This is a genomic window from Vibrio algarum (genome assembly GCF_028204155.1).
GTDB classification, from domain to species: domain Bacteria; phylum Pseudomonadota; class Gammaproteobacteria; order Enterobacterales; family Vibrionaceae; genus Vibrio; species Vibrio algarum.
Map to the genome: position 1 here is coordinate 886446 of NZ_JAQLOI010000003.1, position 17192 is coordinate 903637.

At 41.1% G+C, this 17192-nt stretch carries 14 protein-coding genes and 1 pseudogene; 13 read left to right on the forward strand and 2 right to left on the reverse strand.

The features are described from left to right. Positions 1-129 precede the first annotated feature (129 nt). Complete coding sequence (glgB, locus tag PGX00_RS19350) at positions 130-2325, forward strand: 1,4-alpha-glucan branching protein GlgB (protein ID WP_272139634.1); 2196 nt, start codon at positions 130-132, stop codon at positions 2323-2325. Positions 2326-2354: 29 nt separating this feature from the next. Here the strand turns inward: glgB and PGX00_RS19355 are convergent, their stop codons facing one another. Beyond that, positions 2355-2969, reverse strand: coding sequence for an START domain-containing protein (locus PGX00_RS19355; protein ID WP_272139637.1), 615 nt, complete (start codon positions 2967-2969; stop codon positions 2355-2357). 63 nt (positions 2970-3032) lie between these two features. Then, the gene (locus tag PGX00_RS19360) at positions 3033-3992 is read right to left on the reverse strand and encodes an AEC family transporter (RefSeq protein ID WP_272139639.1); all 960 of its coding nucleotides are present in this window, start codon (positions 3990-3992) and stop codon (positions 3033-3035) included. 174 nt (positions 3993-4166) lie between these two features. Between PGX00_RS19360 and PGX00_RS19365 the strand changes: the two genes are divergently transcribed. The 12 genes and pseudogenes from PGX00_RS19365 to PGX00_RS19420 all read left to right on the forward strand — a co-directional run bounded on the left by PGX00_RS19365 (position 4167) and on the right by PGX00_RS19420 (position 17182). Further along, positions 4167-5012, forward strand: a complete 846-nt coding sequence (locus PGX00_RS19365; RefSeq protein ID WP_272139641.1) for an alpha/beta fold hydrolase — start codon at positions 4167-4169, stop codon at positions 5010-5012. 13 nt (positions 5013-5025) lie between these two features. Next, positions 5026-6201: an MFS transporter gene (locus tag PGX00_RS19370; RefSeq protein ID WP_272139643.1), complete on the forward strand. Its 1176-nt coding sequence runs from the start codon at positions 5026-5028 to the stop codon at positions 6199-6201. 20 nt (positions 6202-6221) lie between these two features. After that, positions 6222-6769: pseudogene (locus PGX00_RS19375) on the forward strand (DUF1415 domain-containing protein). A gap of 538 nt (positions 6770-7307) precedes the next feature. Next, complete coding sequence (locus PGX00_RS19380) at positions 7308-7730, forward strand: helix-turn-helix domain-containing protein (RefSeq protein ID WP_272139645.1); 423 nt, start codon at positions 7308-7310, stop codon at positions 7728-7730. Positions 7731-7771: 41 nt separating this feature from the next. Further along, a complete protein-coding gene (locus PGX00_RS19385; protein ID WP_272140923.1) occupies positions 7772-8230 on the forward strand; it encodes a GyrI-like domain-containing protein in 459 nt (152 codons plus the stop codon). Positions 8231-8379: 149 nt separating this feature from the next. After that, positions 8380-10551, forward strand: a complete 2172-nt coding sequence (locus tag PGX00_RS19390; protein ID WP_272139647.1) for a TonB-dependent siderophore receptor — start codon at positions 8380-8382, stop codon at positions 10549-10551. Positions 10552-10612: 61 nt separating this feature from the next. Continuing rightward, complete coding sequence (locus PGX00_RS19395) at positions 10613-11338, forward strand: siderophore ferric iron reductase (protein ID WP_272139649.1); 726 nt, start codon at positions 10613-10615, stop codon at positions 11336-11338. Beyond that, on the forward strand, positions 11326-12093 hold the full coding sequence (locus PGX00_RS19400; RefSeq protein ID WP_272140925.1) for an ABC transporter ATP-binding protein: 768 nt from the start codon (positions 11326-11328) through the stop codon (positions 12091-12093). Before PGX00_RS19395 ends, PGX00_RS19400 begins: the two co-directional genes overlap by 13 nt. Then, on the forward strand, positions 12087-13037 hold the full coding sequence (locus PGX00_RS19405; RefSeq protein WP_272139651.1) for an iron-siderophore ABC transporter substrate-binding protein: 951 nt from the start codon (positions 12087-12089) through the stop codon (positions 13035-13037). The genes PGX00_RS19400 and PGX00_RS19405 overlap by 7 nt, the downstream gene beginning before the upstream one ends. Before the next feature lie 26 nt (positions 13038-13063). Beyond that, a complete protein-coding gene (gene fhuB, locus PGX00_RS19410) occupies positions 13064-15052 on the forward strand; it encodes a Fe(3+)-hydroxamate ABC transporter permease FhuB (protein ID WP_272139654.1) in 1989 nt (662 codons plus the stop codon). A gap of 7 nt (positions 15053-15059) precedes the next feature. Continuing rightward, positions 15060-15857: a DUF3450 domain-containing protein gene (locus PGX00_RS19415; RefSeq protein WP_272139656.1), complete on the forward strand. Its 798-nt coding sequence runs from the start codon at positions 15060-15062 to the stop codon at positions 15855-15857. Continuing rightward, positions 15854-17182, forward strand: coding sequence for a MotA/TolQ/ExbB proton channel family protein (locus PGX00_RS19420; protein ID WP_272139658.1), 1329 nt, complete (start codon positions 15854-15856; stop codon positions 17180-17182). Before PGX00_RS19415 ends, PGX00_RS19420 begins: the two co-directional genes overlap by 4 nt. Positions 17183-17192 lie beyond the last annotated feature (10 nt).

Consider the following 17192-nt stretch of genomic DNA (forward strand, 5'->3'; position numbering starts at 1 on the left):
GAAAGATTAACTTACGTTAGTTGTTAGTGCTTTATCAGTTATGAGAAATTTTCACGACAGTATTTATGACATTGAATATTTACTGAGTAGAGAGTGAGAATAAAAATTTATTGCATCGGGAGACGACAGTTGAAAAAAACAGAGATTTCAAAAGAAACACAAACGTTTGATCAGCTTTCAAAAGCAGCATTTGCGGATCCGTTTTCATTTTTAGGTCCGTATCACTATGCAGACAATGTTCCTTTACGAGTTTGGATACCTGGCGCTAGTAAAGTTGAGTTAGTCGTTGGTGATGAGCCTCGCGTAGAGCTAGAAAGAACAAACGGTGATGGTTTTATCTTAAAGCAACAAAAAGATTTAAGATTTACGCATTATAAATTAGCCGTAGATTGGAACGGTACAGAACAAATCGTTGATGACCCTTATCAATATCATGGTTTATATAGAGAGTTTGAAGAACTTCATTCTCCTGTTCAAATGTATCATCATATGGGTGCGCAAATCGTCACTATGGAACGGGATGGTGATCAGGTTACCGGTACTCGTTTCTTGGTTTACGCTCCTCACGCATCAGCGATGAGCCTCATTGGCGCATTTAATGAATGGGATGGACGTCGTAATCCTATGCAGCGTTTAGACTATGGTATTTGGGGATTATTTGTTCCTGATTTAGCCGAAGGCACCCAATATAAATATGAGATAAAAGGCCCTAATGGTGAAGGGTTACCTCATAAAGCTGACCCATGGGGATTCCATGCAGAGCAGCATCCTTCATTTGCCTCTGTCGTTTATGATCATAATCGTTATGAGTGGCAAGATAAAAAGTGGCAAGGCAGAGAAGTTACGGAAAAACGCAAAGAAGCACTCTCTTTTTATGAGCTACATGCCGGTTCATGGAAACGAAACAAAGATGGCAATTTCCTTAATTATCGTGAATTAGCGGCTGAATTGGTTCCTTATCTAAGTGACCTTGGCTATACACACGTAGAATTGATGCCTATTTCAGAATATCCATTTTATGGATCTTGGGGTTATCAACCGGTTGGATTATTTGCACCAACAAGCCGCTTTGGTTCGCCTGATGACTTTAAGTTTTTCGTAGATGCGTGTCATGAAGCCGGTATCGGCGTGGTTTTAGATTGGGTTCCTGCGCACTACCCTGCAGACAGCCATGGCCTTGCTAATTTCGATGGAACTCCGCTTTATCATGATCCTGATCCTCGCCGAGGATGGCATCAAGATTGGAACTCTTACATTTATGATGTTGGTAGAGAACATGTTCGTCGTTTCTTAGTTTCCAACGCACTGTATTGGTTTGAACAGTTCCATATTGATGGAATTCGTGTCGATGCTGTCGCCTCTACGTTGTACCTTGATTATTCTCGTAGCCACGACCAATGGATTCCAAACCAAGATGGTGGCAACGAAAACTATGATGCCATCGCGATGTTTAAGTGGGTAAATGAAGAGGTGTACAAACATTTCCCTAATGCAATGACCATTGCCGAAGAATCTACAGCCTTCCCTGGTGTTTCTGCACCGACATTTATGGGCGGTTTAGGATTTGGGTTCAAGTGGAACATGGGGTGGATGCACGATAGTTTATCTTATGTGCAAGAAGATCCTGTTCATCGTAAATATCATCACAATACCATTACGTTCCCACTTATTTATGCACACAGTGAGAACTATGTATTATCACTTTCACATGATGAAGTGGTTTACGGTAAGCGTTCAATTCATAATAAGATGCCAGGTGATGAATGGCAGCAGACAGCGAATTTAAGAGCTTACTTAGGCTATATGTATGGTCAGCCAGGTAAAAAACTAAACTTCATGGGAACAGAGTTCGGGCAAACATCCGAATGGAACCATGATGAGCAGTTAGAATGGCATCTTCTTGAATTTGAACGTCATCAAGGTGTGCAAGCACTTACTCGTGATCTGAACCACCTGTACAGTGACGAGCCTGCAATGCACGACCAAGATTGCGATCCAAAAGGCTTTGAATGGCGTCTGCAAGATGCTGATGACGCAAGTATTTTAGCGCATGAACGTATCAGTGAATCTGGCGAGAGAATACTTGTCATCACAAACTTTACACCGGTACCGCATGAAAGTTTCCGCTTGGGCGTTCCAAACGCAGGTAAATACGAGTTGTTACTTAATACTGATGATGAAAAATACAGTGGTAGTGGCTATAAAGTACTGAAATCAGTGAAAACGGATAAGAAAGCCAGTGAAGGGTTAGATCAGTCACTTGCTATCAATCTTCCTCCGCTTTCGACGATGTTTTATAAATTAGTTAAAGTAATAGCGGTGTAGTCCACGCGCTTTACTTATATCGACGCCTTTCACTGATAAAGTGGAAGGCGTTTTTTTAGGCCTCGAAAAGTTTCCAATACGCTGCTAATGGTGAGTTTATTGGCCAACCATATTGGTAACATACCATTTGGATTTGCATAAGCAGTATATGAAATATGAACCATTCCATTATTTAGTTTTTGCAATGTCCAATTCGCTTCCACATCGGTAATGCGCACAAGTCCGGCCTGTCGCGGGTAAGATTGGTTGGCATCTAATACATTAAGCACTAAGGTGTTTTTATCGGGCTGAAAGAACGTGGAATGCGTCACCATATCTCGGTTGGATGAGGGCCAGGGAGTAGTAAATATGGTTTGAACTAGATATTCGCTTTCAGAAAACTTTTGTAAAATATTCGCCTTTTTTGCATGGGACACCCATGTGGAAATATTTTCTGCATCACTCAGTAGTGCTCTACACGCCTCTAAAGAGGTAGGAGTAAGTGTTTGCGCTTTAATTTCGACTAACCCTGCGTGCTTTTCTCGTTTATGAATCTGTATACCGCTTTCGGTTACGACTGGTTGCCAGCTTTCGCCTGCTTGCACGCTAACGATAGGTAAACAATAGAGGAAAGTCAGCCAAATTAAACCAGCGTGAATGTTCAAATCGAGCTTTCCTTTTATAAAATAACGTCTCTGCAATTGTAGGTGGTAATGGGCTAAAGATCGCTACATTAAGTTTAAGCTAGAAAGTATAAATATACCGAGTGTGCAACTTATGAGAGATGCCACTGTTGTTAGCGCAATTATATTCGCAGCCAAAGAAGAATTTCCTCCCATTGCTCTAGCCATAACATAACTTGCCGCGGCGGTTGGAGCCGCGCTCATGAAGAAGACAATACCTAACTCAATACCTCGAAAACCAAACAAAAGTGCTCCAACGGTAATAAAAATAGGGGCAAAAACGAGTTTATTCACGGTGGCAAACCATGTGGCGACTTGATCGTTTTTCATAGACTTCATGTTTAATGATCCCCCCGTGCATAAGAGAGCCAGTGGGAGAGTCATTCTTGCAAAGTATTGGCCTGCATCCATGATCATGTTGGGGACTGGTATCGTTAAGAAATAAAAGGCCAAACCAAGCATAATAGAAATAACGAGAGGGTTCTTAGTAATGGTTTTAACGATGACGCCTAACGCTTCAAAGTGGCCACTTTCTTTTTGTTTCGGGCTCAAAGCGATGACAGCGAGTATGTTGTACAAAATAGTCATTGGTGCAACGTAAATCGCCGCAAGCGCCACGCCAGTATCACCATACGCATTGGCAATATAAGCTAACCCAATAATGGCAGTATTGGCTCTATAGCTACCTTGAATAACAACGCCATTGTCATCCGAATTTGGGAAGATACGTTTAGTAAAGATCACCACAATAATGAAGAACAGTAAGTTGGCGGTAATGCCGTAGCCGATGAGGGAGGTACTATTAGAAAAATCGTGTTCTGAGCCAACAATACTTAGAAAAAGTAGCGCTGGAAGCGTGACTTGAAACACCAACTTTGATGCAACATCAATAAACTCGTCATTAATTAGCGCGATGCGCTTCAAGACAACACCAAGTAGCAACATGAGACAGATTGGTCCGGTGATTGAGGCGGAAAACAGTAATTGCTCTATAAAGCTGCCCATGAAAATCCTTTTAAAGGTAGTAAGTTATCGCTGTTTGACATTGTTGCATACCTCTTGAAGAATGAAAACTCAGTTTAAAGGGATAGAATGTTTCATAAATGTTACTGGGATTTTAGAGCTAAGCTGATATAGTGCAATCAGTCTAAAAATGGCAAAGAGAATAAAGGTAATATCGTGAGTGAGAAAATATATTTTAATACAGCGGGAAAGTTCGGTGTTAAACGAAAATTGATTAATGTCACTACCCGACTTCACCATACGCTTGCGCCAAATCATGCCAAAAAAACAGCTCGGAAGCTTCTGTTAACCCCGGTAAGAAGTAAACCATTTAATCAAGAGCCAGAAGGCTTGAAACGTGGTCAGGTAGAGACTTCAGAAGGCATTATTAAAACGTATTCGTTGGGAAGTGGGCCAATATGGATACTTACTCATGGGTGGTCCGGCACCGCTAGTCAGTTTTACCCACTGATGGAACACATTGCTTCAAAAGGTTTTACCGCCTTTGCGTACGATCATCCAGGCCACGGTGAAAGTGGCGGAGCATATGGTCATATCCCTGCCTTTGTTTTCTGCCTAGAGCAAGTATTAGATAACGTGGATGTAGTGGCAGGTCTTGTTGGTCATAGCATGGGTACTGCTTCTGCTCTCGAATGTAAGCATGTGAAAATTGCCAATTGTCCGATGCTTTTGATTGCACCGGTATTAGATTATTTAGATAACTTATTTGGTAGTGTAGAAAGATCTGGTTATTCAATTAAGTTGTTCAAAGATGTTGTGACAGAAATATCGCAACAATATCATTACCCGATTCATATCATCGACCCATACCAGCACTTAATGGGCCGCAGCTCTCAAACAATTATTGTGCATGATGAGGTGGATAAGTTTACCAAGTTCTCGGTATCTAAAAGGGCCGCAGAAGAAGGTAATAACGTTTCTTTGGTTGCCACAACTGGGCAAGGTCATGGGCGAGTGATGAAGTGTCAGCAAGTAATGGATAGTTTTGATCAATTGATTTAGGTAGTGGGCCCGTATGATCGAATTCGGTAGTAAAGAGTATAAAAAAGTTAGCTTTACTATGGCGCTGGGCTCATTTTTGATTTTCTGTAATCTCTATTTTTTTCAGCCGATTCTTCCTCAGTTGGCAAAAGAGCTAGAGATATCAGCAACCAAGGTCAATTGGATATTTGCTTCAACTACCTTAACGTTGTCGGTTTTTTTAGTCCCTTGGGCATTAGTGTCTGAATCGTTTGGTCGGAAAAAAGTGATGTTGGTTGGGTTATTTGTTCCTCCAATCATTAATATCGTCATGTTATTCGATTCCAGCTTTTATAGCATGGTCATTGCGAGAGCATCTATGGGAATAGCGTTAGCTGCATTCGCTTCGGTTGCTGTTGCGTATATGGCTGAAGAGATGTCTCCGTCTGCTTTAACTCAAGCGGTAGGGGGTTACATCGCAGCTAATTCGCTTGGTGGGATTACTGGAAGGATTGTGGGTGGGGTGCTGACCGATCTATTTAGTTGGCAAGTGGCTGCGATGGCTATTGCCTTGATTACATTAATTGGTGGCGTTGCCGTATTAAAAAATCTACCAGCACAAAAATATTTTAAGCCACAACGAGGCCTGTTTTTCCACCATAATCGTCAATTGCTACAACATTTAAAGAATAGAGAAGTTTGGTTTGCAATGTTGATTGGTGGCTTTAATTTCGCTCTATTTGTGAATCTCTTTACAGTCATCGGCTTTCGATTATCTGATGCGCCTTATAGCCTGCCTTCTAGCTTAACCTCCCTTACATTCCTCTGTTATTTATCGGGCACATTAAGTTCTCGTTACAGTGGTAAATGGGTAGAGAAAAGACATCCGATTGCTGGGATGGTTTTAGGGACAACGATTGCCGGGATAGGCATGTTCATCGCTTACGTCGACAGTATTCCGTTTATGCTTATTGGTTTGTTATTGATCAGCAGTGGCGCTTTTTTTACTCATGCTCTTGCGTACGGTTGGGTGAGCCAGAAAGCCATAACTTCGAAGGCGACTGCAACCGCCCTTTATTTAGTTCACTACTATGTTGGCGGCAGTCTGGGAGGATTTTTTCTCATATATTGCTGGCAACAAGGTGCTTGGGCCGCCGTGATGGCTGGAGGTACTTTGCTCTGCTTAACTATATTTTCTTTATGTTATTTACTTAAAAATAACCAGAATTGAACGCTTTCTAAGGAGGAGTCTTGAAAGATAATCAAATAGTAACGCAAACCCAACAATGGTTAGAAGAAGTCGTAATTGGTTTAAACCTTTGTCCATTTGCGGCTAAACCTAATCGTAACCAACAGATTAAAATAGAGGTATCTCATGCGCAAAATGAAGAGAGTTTGCTAGAGGATATACTCGCTCAGCTAATGGTCTTAGACGCAAATAGCGCAGAACAGTTAGAAACTACCCTGGTTGTGATACCGGATATGCTTCAAGATTTTTACGACTACAATCTTTTTTGGATTGGGTTGATGCACTGATCAAGCAGCAAGATTGGGAAGGCGTTTACCAAGTCGCTACATTCCATCCTGACTATTGTTTTGGTGGGGCTCATCCAGATGATGAAGAGAACCTAACCAATCGATCACCGTTTCCGATACTTCACTTGATAAGAGAAGAAAGTATGGAACGAGTATTAAAGCACTACCCAGACCCAGAATCGATACCGGAGAATAATATCCAGCGGGTAGAATCTTTAACAGACGAAGAAAAACGCCGATTGTTTCCTTATCTGTTTGTGTAGAGCCATATATCAATAACATTGAAAATAGTTATTATTTATGTGTTAGCTTCAAAATAGACTCTATCTGAAGAATGAGCGCATTCTTTCACAAGGTGGATTTCGATATATATGATTATGGAAATACAGATGATAACTGTTGGTATGAAGCGGATGTCAATTCGTCATTGGTCCCTATTGTTTATCTGAATCCCCCCTGTTGTTACCTCGTAGAGCCTTATTAATACGAACTATTTGTACAGTCCTATGCAATCACGCCCTTTTAATTCTTTTGAGGGGTGTCTCCGTTGATAGATCTATAGTTATCCTTTTCATTTTCAATTGAAGTGGTACTATACCAATTGATAAGGATTCTCATTATCGTTTGAGTGTGGGCTTTCTCATAAATAACCTATAGATGTAATTAAGGATTGCTCGTGAAAAAGAAATGTCACTCTACAGTATATGTCACCTACATGAATTCAGAGAATAATAAGGTCTATATGGTTTATTCACTAGGTAGGCTTGCGTTAATTGATAATGAGCGAGTGAAAGATACAGCATGAATACTAAAATCACGTTTACTCGAATCGAAAAACTACTCGGTTATATTCATGACAATATTCGAAAGCCCCTAAGTCTAGAAGAATTAGCATCAAAGAGTTGTTGGTCGCGGTGGCAGTTGCAACGAGTTTTTCAAGCTTATACCGGTTTTAGTGTCGCTCAGTACGTGCGTGAGATTAAGCTGAGTGAGGCCGCGATCATGGTACTTGGTGGAAAGCATAGAATATCGGACATCGCGTATGAATTTGGATTTAATTCGGAAATCGCTTTTAGTCGCGCATTTAAGCAGTTTTTCGGAGTTTCTCCTAAACGCTACCAAATTAACGGGGTTAAAAAGGGAATTAAGTCTCCTTTGGTGAAACCGATTAAGTTAAATGAAACCGTTTTTTTCCAGAGAATGCACTCTATCAAGTCCGTTTAGACCATAAAAAATCCTTTGTTATAGATGGGGTTCCCTCTGTAATTAAAGGCTTACTTTCACCTGAACCAGACTTTTCAAGCACAGTTCCTTACGCGTGGGATCGGTTTTTTAAGCAAGCAGGCTTAAACAAAGCTGATGAGCGTCCACACATCGGCATCATTGACTTATCCGCTAGTCAAATAGACGGAGAACTGATTTATTGGGCTGGGGTGGAGAAAACGAGTGAAAGTTTGTCAACGCACGATGCACTTATTTGCAAACAGTTAGAAATTGGTGCGTGTAGCTATGCGGTATTGCCATATAGAGGTGATGTGGATGAGTTCCATAAAGCCGTGACATGGTTAACTGCCATGTGGTTACCAGAGTCAGGATACGTGACTGTAGACAATGCTTTTGAGATGGAAATCTACTACCCGCCGTTCGATAGTGGTCACCAAAGTATCATCGCTGAATATTGGTTACCTATTGTTAAACAAAAGGCTGTTATTGATGTTAATTAGCTGGAATTAGTTGAATAGTGTTGTTTAGTTGCACCAAATTGTTAATTTTTTCTTATTGATTTCATCTATCATTCACATGATAATGATTCTCATTAGTGTTAGTGGGGGTCGGTAAATATGTTAATACCGTTATTATTATGTAGGCTATTATGAATAAAAATCGCAACAAATCTGAGTTTCAACTCAGTGCCATCACAAGTGCAATTGCTCTCACTTTGACATTCTCTTTTTCTGGAGTCGCACTTGCTAATACAACCGATCCTCATTTAGATACAGAAACTATTCAAGTTTTAGGTCAGTCATATCGAAACACGGCAACGAAAACGTCATTAGAGCCTGAAGAAACTCCGCAAGGGGTAACGGTTATTGATGGAGAAGTACTAGAACAGCGCGGCGTTAAATCACTAAATCAAGCGCTTCGCTATGCCCCCGGAGTTGTGACAGAAACGAAAGGTGGCGCGGTGACGATGTACGATACTTTTGCCATTCGTGGATTTGGTGTACAGCAAAGTTATTATGATGGATTGATTTTGCAATATCTAAATGGTTGGAACCTACAGCCGCAAATCGATCCGATAGCACTCCAGCAAGTCGAAATATTTAAAGGACCTTCATCGGTGTTGTATGGGTCAATGCCACCGGGTGGAATGGTTAATATGATCGCAAAAACACCTCAACAAGAAGCAGCAACAAACCTAGGTTTAGCAGCGGGTTCACGTAACTTAATTGAAGCATCTATTGATACAACAGGGCAATTTGGTGATAGCGGCTTGAATTATCGTTTAGTTGCATTAGCGCGCAAGCAAGATGGCCAAGTTGACAATACTGAAGAAGAACGTTATGTCATTGCACCATCAGTTGACTGGCAAGTGAACGACAAGACGCTAATAAATTTCAATCTGTATTATCAAAATGATCCTGCTATGGGAATGAACTCTTCTCTCCCATCATCGGGAATGATTACGTCTAATACAAATGGAACGACAAGTGCTTCCACCTTCGCTGGTGATAACAACTGGAGTGCATTTGAACGTGAGTTTTTGATGCTAGGATATAAAATTAATCATGATCTTAGTGATAACTGGTCATTTTTACAAAATGTTCGCTACACAGACGCCGATTTGATGCAAGAGAATACCTATCATATAGCCTCAAATTTTGACGAATCAACCGGTGTTTTAGGTAGGAATATCTATAGCACAGAAGAAGAATCGACGGGTTTTGTCATCGACAATCAGTTGTCAGGTTACGTCTATACCGGTGATATTGAACATAACCTGTTATTTGGTTTGGACTATCAAAAACTTGATGGTGAATCTTCATATAAAGAATATTCGACGTCAAATGCGTCTTTCTACGCATTTAATATTTTTTCACCAAATAATGACATGTTAGATAGAAACTCATTGACTGAATCTTATAACGCCAAAGATGATATTTCTGTTGAGCAACTCGGCGTTTACTTTCAAAACCAAATGCGCTGGGAAAAGGCAGTTCTTATCGCTGGTGGCCGTTATGATAGTTACGAAAGTAACAGTAAATATGTTGATGATTATTCGACTTCAGACACAAAAGCTGATCACGAGCAGTTTTCTTATCGTTTAGGGGCATTATATGAGTTCGATAATGGTGTCGCTCCATTTGCAAGTTATGCGACGAGTTTTGAACCTGCTACTGGCGTTAATGCTGATGGTGAAGCGTATAAACCAGAAGTGGGTGAGCAGATAGAAGTAGGGCTCAAATACCAATCAGATGACCAAACAAAGAATGCTTCCGTATCCATATTCCACATTGTTAAAAGTGATGCTCTGATGGCTAACCCAGACGATCTTTGGGGTCCTGAACTTCAGTTAGGTGAAGTTACGTCGCAAGGACTGGAAGTCCAAGCTCAGTTTCTTCTCAATGATTCTTGGGATGTTAATGCTAGTTACACCTATATCGATATGGAAATAACTCAAGACAGTGAAGGTGGATTAGAAGGTACAACACCGATTTATGTCCCAGAGCACAGTGCGAATCTTTGGTCTACTTACCAGTTTTATCAAGGAGTACTGGCTGGGACTAGAGTTGGTACCGGCGTTCGTTATGTAGGGGAAATGCAAATGGATGCAGCCAATACTGATAAAGTGCCAAGTTATACTCTGGTGGATCTATCTGTTGGTTATGATCTTAAAGGTGTATCGGAATCATTTAACGGAGCCAGCGTAAATTTGGTCGCTAATAATTTGTTTAATACTGAATACTACACCTGTTATGACTCTGCGAACTGCTGGTATGGAGCAGAACAAACGGTTGAGCTCAATTTCAACTTTCAATATTAAAGCTTTGCAACCGCCACATGCTTGAGCATGTGGCGGTTGCTTTCTTAAAAAGATATATAACGTGACTGAACACAGAGAATTATTTCAGCAGTTGGACACTTTGTGTCAACAAGTAACACCTTATTTAAAGGGAGATGTTGCTCGTAATGACGCGACTATGTTAATAGGCGAAATGAGTGACTTGGCTGTCATCAAACAGTTGTATCGCGCTATACAATCGGATCATCCTGAAGCTGGTCCTGCTTACTGGTTAACCCGGACGTGGGACATGCTTTGTTGGCAGCCAATTTATATTAGTATGATTGCCATTTATGGGATGAAGGTGTTGCCTAGCTTTGAAGGGTTTTCTCAGAAGAAACACGGTGCATACGTCATGGGCTTTCAGTTTCAAACGATTAAGTTTACTACTGATGCTGAAACGGAACGACTAATTGAATTTGCTGGTGCACAACTGACCAAACTATTTTCTCATTATCGGATGCTGCTTGCCTCCTGGTTGCGGTGCCGCCCCGGATTTGTAAGCCAGATTTTTGCAGATGCACTATTGGCTAACATCATTAAAATGAAAGAAGTTTGTCCTGAACTAGAAGCTATAAAGGTTATTCAGCATTCTAAATGGTGGTTGTCTTCTTGCGGTTTACCATTAGGTAATCTCAGATCTTTTGCAACAAATAATGATGGGGCTGTGCTTTTTAAAAGGCGCAGTTGCTGCCTCGTGTATAAAACAGAAGGTGGTGAGCGATGTGCAAACTGCCCGCGCATAAGAGAGCCATTATGTACCAATTAAGTAACGTAAAAGTGATCCGTGATAATAGAACCATATTGGACATTGACGAACTCACGATTGACCCTAAGGCATTTACTATCGTGCTTGGACACAATGGTTCAGGGAAGTCGACCCTAGTAAACTTGCTGGCTAACTTAGTACGACCTGATAATGGGGAAGTGACGTTAAATGGTGAGCCACTATTTCGATATAGCAGAAAAGATCTTGCTCGTCAGGTAGCTTATTTACCACAAAAGTTGCCCGAAGTTGCAGGACTAAATGTAGAAGAATTGGTTCGTCTTGGACGGTACCCATGGCGTGGTTTACTCTCTCGCTGGAATATGAAAGACAAAAAATATATCGACTTAGCATTGGAACAAACCAATATAGTTCATTCTCGGAATTTTTTGGCAGACGAACTTTCAGGTGGAGAAAGGCAGCGCGCTTGGATCGCAATGTTATTAGCGCAGCAATCAAGCTTAATGATTTTAGACGAGCCTACGTCAGCGTTGGACATACAGTATCAATACCAAATTTTGGATCTACTCAAATGTTTGAATCAAGAAACGGGGAAGGGAATGATCGTGATCCTTCATGACCTCAACTTAGCTATTCGATATGCCACCAACGTAGTAGCGTTAAAACATGGGCGTGTTGCCTTTGAAGGTGAAGCTAAAAAACTATTAAATTCCGACACATTATCTGAGCTTTTTTCTACTAAAGTGCGATTAATTAATCACCCAAACCATCATTCAAAAGTAGCCGTTATATGTTAATGAAATTGCCATATTCGTTATCGTTTTTAGCGTTAATATTGCTGTTTGTGTTTAACCCATGTTATGCACAAATAACAGTAGAAGATAGCCTAGGAAAACGAACGTTATCCAGTGTGCCGATTAGGGTTGCCACACTTAATTGGGATGTTGCTGAACAAGTAATAGAGCTAGGCGTTACACCTATCGCCATGCCCAATATTGAAGGGTATAAACAGTGGGTTGTAAAGCCTACAGCATCGAACTCAATTCAAGATATTGGTACCCGTGTTGAACCGAATTTAGAGCGTTTAGCGGAGTTAAATCCGGACGTTATAATTATTGCTTCTCCGCAACTTGACTTGCTAGATAGATTAGAGCAGATCGCTCCTGTGCTTTATTATCAAACCTATAGTGCTGATCATAATAATATAAGTTCGGCAATAGAAAATTACCGTCGAATCGCGAAGGTATTGGGCAAAGTCGAATTTGCAGAGCAGCGTTTAGATACAATGAGAAAAAGGCTTAATGATCTGAAACAACAACTGTCCATTGCTTATGGTGGCTCTCTTCCTAACGTGGCTGTTTTTCGATTCTCTAGCTTAACATCGATCTATTTATATGGTGATAATTCAATTACTCAATACGCTTTGAATCAATTAGGGATTAATCCTGCGCTTCCACAGCCTTCAACACAATGGGGAGTTACACAAAAAAGATTAATGGATTTGAATAAGCTATTTGATGACAGTGTGGCACTTTATATTCTGCCGTTTGACCAAGAAGAGAAACTGAAATCTTCAGTTCTATGGAAAGCGATGCCTTTCGTCCAAAATAACCGAGTAAATAGTGTTGAATCTGTTTGGAGTTACGGTGGAGCCATGTCGATAATTTACAATGCAGAAGCATTAACACAATCACTGCTGGAGATAGCACCGCATAAGATAAAAACGAGTTCGGATAAATAGATGAACGAATATGTAGGTAAATTCAGATGATTCGATCCTATCGCTATTTTGGTGTCCTAGTTGTTGGGTTGTTTTTGTCGTTACAAGTGGGTAGCGAAATCAGTCTCATGAAGCAGTGGCATCTGATTGGTAGTCTATTTACAAGGCAGACTGAGCTATCCGAATATGCATCGATTTTGTTTGTGGAATCCCGTTTACCTAGACTAACGATGGCACTTTTAGTCGGCGGTGTACTCGGTCTTGCTGGTAGTGTAATGCAACAATTGACTCAGAACCCACTTGTTTCCCCACTTACACTGGGGTCGGCTTCGGGAGCTTGGTTAGCTTTGGTTATTTGCAATATATTCTTCCCTGTATTAGTAAATGACTTTTCAACTATTTTTGCACTTTCTGGTGCAATCATGACATTACTGCTGGTGGTTTTAATTGCTGGGGTACGAAATTTGTCAGGTCTCCCAGTTGTACTAGCGGGTATGGCTGTAAACATTTTATTAGGGGCTATCGCCACTGCTATCGTTTTACTTAATGATCAATACGCAAAAAACCTTTTTATATGGGGAGCGGGAGATCTCGCCCAAAATGGTTGGGATCAGGTTGTCTGGTTGTTACCTAACATTGCGCCTGCGCTATTTGTTTTTGTCTTTGCACCGAGAGTACTCATGTTGTTGAGGTTGGGTCAAACTAACGCAACTGCTCGTGGGTTAAATATTGCCCCTATGTTTTTTGCTCTACTTTGTTTGGCGTTGTGGTTAGTATCAGCGGCTATCTCTGTAGTCGGGGTGATCAGTTTTATTGGTTTACTAGCCCCAAATTTTGCTAGGCAATTTGGGGCTAGTAAACCTAGAAATGAGTTAGTGCTTAGTACCTTGTTGGGAGCACTTCTATTAGTTTTTACGGATACCTTAGCTATTTGGCTTAGCTCGATAAGTTTAGAAATTGTTCCAAGTGGAATTGCAACCGCGTTTATTGGTGCTCCGGCGTTAATCTATTTTTCGAGAAAGAAATTGAATGCGCAAGACAATATATCGTTATCACAACCGAAAACGCATTTAGTTTTTACACATTCAACGATATCAATCCTTACTTTTGTTTTTTGCATGGTTTTGTTTGTGAGTGTTTTTTTGGCTAGACAAGTCGTTGATGACTCAACCGTGTGGGTAATGAAAATACCGACGGAATTTGGATGGCAGTTGAGATGGCCACGGATGGTTACATCAATAGCAGCAGGTGCTGGCATTGGAGTGTCTGGCGTCTTGCTTCAACGTTTAATATACAATCCGTTAGCGAGTCCAGATATTCTTGGTATTTCGGCTGGAGCTACGTTTTCTCTGGTTGTCGGTAGTCTGTTTTTCGGCGTCAATATATTTGATGCTGCTCCGTTAACTGCGTTTCTCGGTTGTTTGGTGGTACTAGCTATATTAATACTACTGGGAAAAAGACATAACTATGTCCCTTCGATGATGGTACTAAGTGGGATTGCACTTACCGCATTAATTGAAGCCTTAGTTCAGTTCTCTTTAGTACGTGGTAATGAGGATTCGTATATTATCCTTAGCTGGCTAGCAGGGTCCACCTACCGAGTACCACCTTATTCAGCGTTATTTTTAGCGGTTGTTGTTGCTTTGTTGATCGGGGCCGTATGCGTGATGCAGCGGTGGTTAACGCTTATTTCTGCTGGCAGAGCCTTTGCACAATCAAGAGGCGTTGAGGTTGAAAAAGTATTTATCATATTGCTGTGTTGTGTGGCGTTATTATGCGGTGTAGTTACAAGCGTTATGGGGCCAGTGGCTTTTGTCGGTTTATTAGCGCCTCACATCGCCGTTATGTTAGGTGCAAAGAAAGCGGGCCAACAGATCATTACGGCAGCTTCAACTGGAGCAACATTAATGCTCTTTTCTGATTGGTTAGGGCAAAATATAGTCTATCCTTCGCAAATTGCGGCGGGCACGATAGTATCCATTATAGGCGGGGTTTATTTCATACTCCTCTTAATCAAAGGTCGATTAAAAAGCTAGTCTTGTTATGAAAAAATTTAAAAACAATTTGGGTTCAAAAAGTAGAGTGATGCTAAGCCTCTTCATGATCACAGGAGCCAGTCATGCCGCTTCTATCGATGGGTCTGCAAAAATCGAAGAGTCTGCAAAAGTTGAGCGTGCCATTATCAATAGTGCTCAAAAGAGTCAAAATATTGTTAGCGATAGTTCCGATCATGCGTTTGAATTGCGAACGGAAATCGAGGCGCTTAAAGCTGAAATTAATGGCTTAGAAGTGTACGAAAATCACCTTAACCGTCTTATAGATAGTCAAGCTAAAGAACTTGAAAGCGCGGAGTCTCAACTCAATCAAATATCAAGTACAAGACAAAGTATTGTGCCTTTGATGTATCAGATGCTGGACACCTTAACTGCGTATGTTGCGCAAGATATGCCAATTCGAAAGGATACGCGAGAGGAGAGAATTAAGTCGCTTAATGAATTAATGGTTCAGGCTGATATCAGCGATGCTGAAAAATTTCGTCGAATTTTAGAGGCGTACCAAATAGAGGTTGATTACGTTAATAAGCTTGGAACTTATACCAGCTCAATTGAAATAGAAGGCGTCGTCCGAGAAACAGAGCAACTGTATCTCGGGCATATATCTTTCATTGCTCGTAGCTTAGATAAGCAACATTATTGGGTGTGGGTAGCGAAACAAAAAATGTGGGTATCATTGGATACGGTTCTACACAATGAACTTAACCATGCTTATTCTGTTGCCGAAAAGCTCGCAACCCCATCGCTTTTAAAGCTGCCTCTTTCCGTGTCGAAGGTAAACCAATGAAGATTGAAATGAACAAAGGTCGTATGACTGTTTTATCGATGCTGTTGGTGTTGTCTTCCCATGTTCAAGCCGATTTGTTAAAAACGACAAAACAGGTACGGGAACAACAACAGATAGAAAATAGAGCGCGAGAACACGCTTTTCAGGCTGATGAACAAGCGTTATTGAAGCTACGCGACCAGCTTGTTTTTAAACGACAGAAACTGGATCTTAATATCGCGAAACTAACCGAACAATTTAGTGATAACGAGCAGCTTCTCGCGCAAACTGAAGAAAAGCTGCACTTAGAATCGGGTAGTTTAGGTGAGTTATTTGGTGTGGCTAGGCAGGTCGCAAAGGAGTTTCAGTCAAGTCATGAAGATACAGTAAGCGCAATTGGTGAGGAAGAGTTTATAGCTAATGCTGAGTTTATTGCTGCTGCCAAAACCTTGCCATCTAAGTCACACTTATATGCACTTTGGGAAGCGTTTAATCGCCAGTTAGCGATAGGTTCAAGTGTCACTATGCTCGATGTGTCTTATGTTAAGCCTGATGGCATTGTGATAAACAAACCAGTGCTACGGATTGGCTCATTTGGTCTGATTGATGAAAATGGGTACTTAGATTGGTCAGGAGAACGCAGAGGCGCAAAATCTTACGATGTTCAGCCTCCCAATCCTCCCCCTATGGGGGTAACAATGAGCCATCAAAAATTGGCTACTCTCGACCCCTCTGGCGGTAAGTTACTGGAACAACTGTCATTGACCCCTACGTTGCAAGAGAGAGTTAAACAAGCTGGTGTTATTGGCAAGGTAATATTGGTTTTGCTCTCCATTGGTTTATTGATCGGTTTAACACAAGGTATTTTCTTACTCATAAGTCGCTTGAAAATCAATGCACAATTAAAAGACAAAGAGAACATAGGGAGCAACGCATTAGGGCGAGTTTTAGGAGTGTATAAGTATGATCAGTCGCCTAACGTAGAGGCGTTGGAGTTGCGTTTATACGAGACGATATTAGATGAACAACAAAAGTTAGAAAGAGGATTGTCGATGCTCAAGCTACTGGCCGCATTGTCGCCCATGTTAGGCTTACTTGGCACAGTTACCGGTATGATTGAAACATTCCAAGTGATTACTCAATTTGGCAATGCGGACCCTAAGATGATGGCCTCGGGTATTTCTACCGCGCTTATTACCACTGTGCTTGGTTTGACTGCCGCCATGCCAATGTTGTTTATGCACAATGTGTTAAGTACTCAAGCAGAAAATGTACGAACACTATTGGAGAAACAAGGGGTTGGTTTAGTTGCACAACGTGCTGAACAAGACGTAAGGATAAGCTAAACGTGGAATG